Origin of the sequence: Pseudoalteromonas sp. S558, assembly GCF_005886635.1 — a bacterium.
Classification (GTDB): Bacteria; Pseudomonadota; Gammaproteobacteria; order Enterobacterales; family Alteromonadaceae; genus Pseudoalteromonas; species Pseudoalteromonas aliena.
Genome location: NZ_PNDU01000426.1, coordinates 1 through 2,874 on the forward strand (window position 1 = coordinate 1; position 2,874 = coordinate 2,874).

The 2,874-nt window shown below is 40.1% G+C and carries 2 protein-coding genes and 2 pseudogenes; all 4 read right to left on the bottom strand.

Annotation, left to right across the window (positions count from 1 at the left end):
* Positions 1-120, bottom strand: a pseudogene (locus tag CWB66_RS20380) (IS3 family transposase); the annotation flags it as partial.
* Between the two features lie 197 nt (positions 121-317).
* The gene (locus tag CWB66_RS20385; RefSeq protein WP_138586864.1) at positions 318-959 is read right to left on the bottom strand and encodes a hypothetical protein; all 642 of its coding nucleotides are present in this window, start codon (positions 957-959) and stop codon (positions 318-320) included.
* A 530-nt stretch (positions 960-1,489) separates the two neighbouring features.
* On the bottom strand, positions 1,490-2,443 hold the full coding sequence (locus tag CWB66_RS20390) for a transposase (protein WP_138586866.1): 954 nt from the start codon (positions 2,441-2,443) through the stop codon (positions 1,490-1,492).
* 92 nt (positions 2,444-2,535) lie between these two features.
* Positions 2,536-2,829 (bottom strand): annotated as a pseudogene (locus CWB66_RS20395) (transposase); the annotation flags it as partial.
* Positions 2,830-2,874 lie beyond the last annotated feature (45 nt).

Consider the following 2,874-nt stretch of genomic DNA (forward strand, 5'->3'; position numbering starts at 1 on the left):
ATAGCTGCAGCGATGCACATTGAATACACTACATAGCACACTAATTGGATAACGCTCTCGTTGATTTAACTTCTCAATTAACGAGAATTGTTCAGGGGGTCGGACATCAAGAGAGCGGTGGTGAATTCAATAGGTCAGTGCAACACCTTAGCCTTATTTATTCGTTTCTCCAAATGCTAATACAGAATCGTTCCTCTGTATTAGCAACATAAAATACTCGCCCCTACCTATTTTACAACTCTGCTAAATCTCATATAAAAAACTTCCCAGCTCTCTAAAATAGGCGATATGATCAAGGGTTAGTGTTTATTATTTAATTAAAACCATCCGGTTATAGAGTGAAATACATTACCGAATGCATTTTTGACTGCCTCAAAGGCTTTTTCCAAAAAATTAGCAATATCTTGCAGCAAGTGCAATATGCTGTTGTAAAGGTCTTTAAGCCATGCAATTACCTGGAGGACGATGCCCCTAAGAAAACCCGCCGCGTCACTTAGTGCCCCCAATACGCCACCCAGTTTAGCTGGAGGTGTTTTGTTTATGAGCGCCGAGGAAGCGTTGCGGTACTCTGTGTCGCAGAGAGCAAGGGCATCTTGTTTCTTTTTGTCGCTAGCTGCTTGCAGCTTACTATAATATTCGCCAACATTGCCCTTTGGATGCTCTTCTGCATATTTTTTTACCTCAACCAGTATTTCCTTGGTTCGGGCTTCAGACGCTTTTTGTGCCAGAAGCATGCACTCAGCCTTCGCCTTTGTAATTTTATTCACATCGCTATCGCCTGAAGGTTCAGCCGCCGCCACGGCTCGTTTGAGTAAGTTTGGGATAATTCCCTTATTATCTTCGTCTACCAAATCGGTAGGTAGTTGATACTCATTAGGAGTAGGAGTGGCGTAGTTGAAACTCGCTATCATTTTTTCATTTTCTGCAAGGGCTAATTCGTGAGTCAGTACTCGAGTCATTTTATTTCCTTAATTTATTTATGTTAATTCCAGTGCATTGACAACTGTCAATATCGACAGTCTAAACATGACTTCTCGGCTGCCTAGAAACGCTAAAAATTAATTTTCACTTCAAACCACTTCTAACTGACCAAATAGAAAATGCAAATATTTAAAATTGACGTATTAAATACGTAATTTCAGTAGATATTGATCGACTGTCAGGCTCTAGGTATTTGGCCGCTATGCTATAAATAATCTAGTATGTTTTTTAACAAATTAACATTACACTTTGTTACACTGCCGCAATTCAAATGGTTTGATTAAGAGCGAAATTAGGAAAAGTATTGATCGTTCATATCTTTGCAAGACGTTAACCAATAACTGCATGAAGGCCTTTATTTTTATACGGATATATACGAGAAGGGAGATTACTACAGGACTCAGGTGAGTTTGAGTTGGCTGAAGCCAATTCACGGCCCCCACAGTTATTCTATCTTAGCCCTGTAGTTGTCAACAATTACCGAACAGTTTTTCTGTCGACGACTAAACTAGACAGCCACTCTAACCCGTTTTCTGCTTAAGTTTTCACAATAACTTGCTTGTGAGGTCGGCCTGCCTACTGCACCATGAAATACGCGTGTAAATTGTGTGGTGAGTTTTAACCAATTTTCTGGGGATATAGTAAGCCTTTCAAGCAAAGGAAGGGTCATATTATCAATATACCCGCGTTTATCCTCTCGTATTATTCGCCCTGTTAGTTCAACAAGTTCAAGGTATGATTTAAGCTCAAACGGGAGTCCTTTTGGCATTATTTGACGTGGCATGCCTGCAAAGCGGAGCAGTTGTTTTGGTTGCTTGCCTTCGTTTGCCCGTGTTAAGCGTTGTTTGATGCTGGTATGGTCTGATTCCTCTGGTGTATTTGCCATTTTGGCTCTGATGGGATTTAAATCTACATACGCCATACAGGCGGCAAGTGCTGCTTCATCTAATAATGCTTGGGATCTAAATCGTCCCTCCCAAAAACGGCCAGTACAGTTATCTTCTTTATTTGCTCTGCGCGCAATGTCTTCATTTAATAACCTCATAAACCAGCTAATACTTGATAAGCGCTCTCGGTATTCCTTTACTGTTTGATTAAAAAAGATAAGTTCAGCTTTACTTAGCTTTTCACCTTGTACATATTTCTGCGTTAACAATGTGCCTTTACAGAGTTTATGCCAGCGAATAACAATCGCTTTATCATTCAGCCTGTTTGCTTTTTTATCATCAACATACAGTACTAAGTGAGTGTGATTACTCATCACTGCATAAGCGCATACATCAATACAAAATACCTTGGCTAATTCAAGCAGCTTATCTTCAACCCAACCTCTACGATGCTCATAAGATTGACCGGTGAAATGGTCTTCGCCACATAAAAAAGCACGGCGAACACAACGTGAAATACAGTGATAATATTTTGTATCAACCAAACTTACTTGACGCTTTCTTGCGATTGCCATGTAACACCCTGCTTGTTTTTTGCACTAACTAAAACGTAGTCCTAAATTTTGAAAAGAGCAAAATTTAGGATGGGTGTCATGTTTATTGTTCACAGCTTGTGCCAGCGAATAACAATCGCTTTATCATTCAGTCTATTCGCCTTTTTATCATCAACATACAGGACTAAGTGCGTATGATTGCTCATAACAGCATAAGCACAGACGTCAATACAAAATATCTTGGCTAACTCTAGCAGTTTGTCTTCAACCCACCCTCTGCGGTGCTCGTAAGATTGACCCGTAAAATGGTCTTCACCGCACAAAAAAGCACGCCGAACACAACGTGATATACAGTGGTAGTACTTTGTATCAACCAAACTTACTTGACGCTTTCTTGCGATTGCCATAAGACACCCTGCTTGTTTTTTGCACTGAACAAAGCCTAGTACTTA

Bases quoted from the DNA above. Each gene is read 5' to 3' on its own strand.
- CWB66_RS20385 (WP_138586864.1), bottom strand. From the start codon at position 959: ATGACTCGAGTACTGACTCACGAATTAGCCCTTGCAGAAAATGAAAAA.
- CWB66_RS20390 (WP_138586866.1), bottom strand. From the start codon at position 2,443: ATGGCAATCGCAAGAAAGCGTCAAGTAAGTTTGGTTGATACAAAATAT.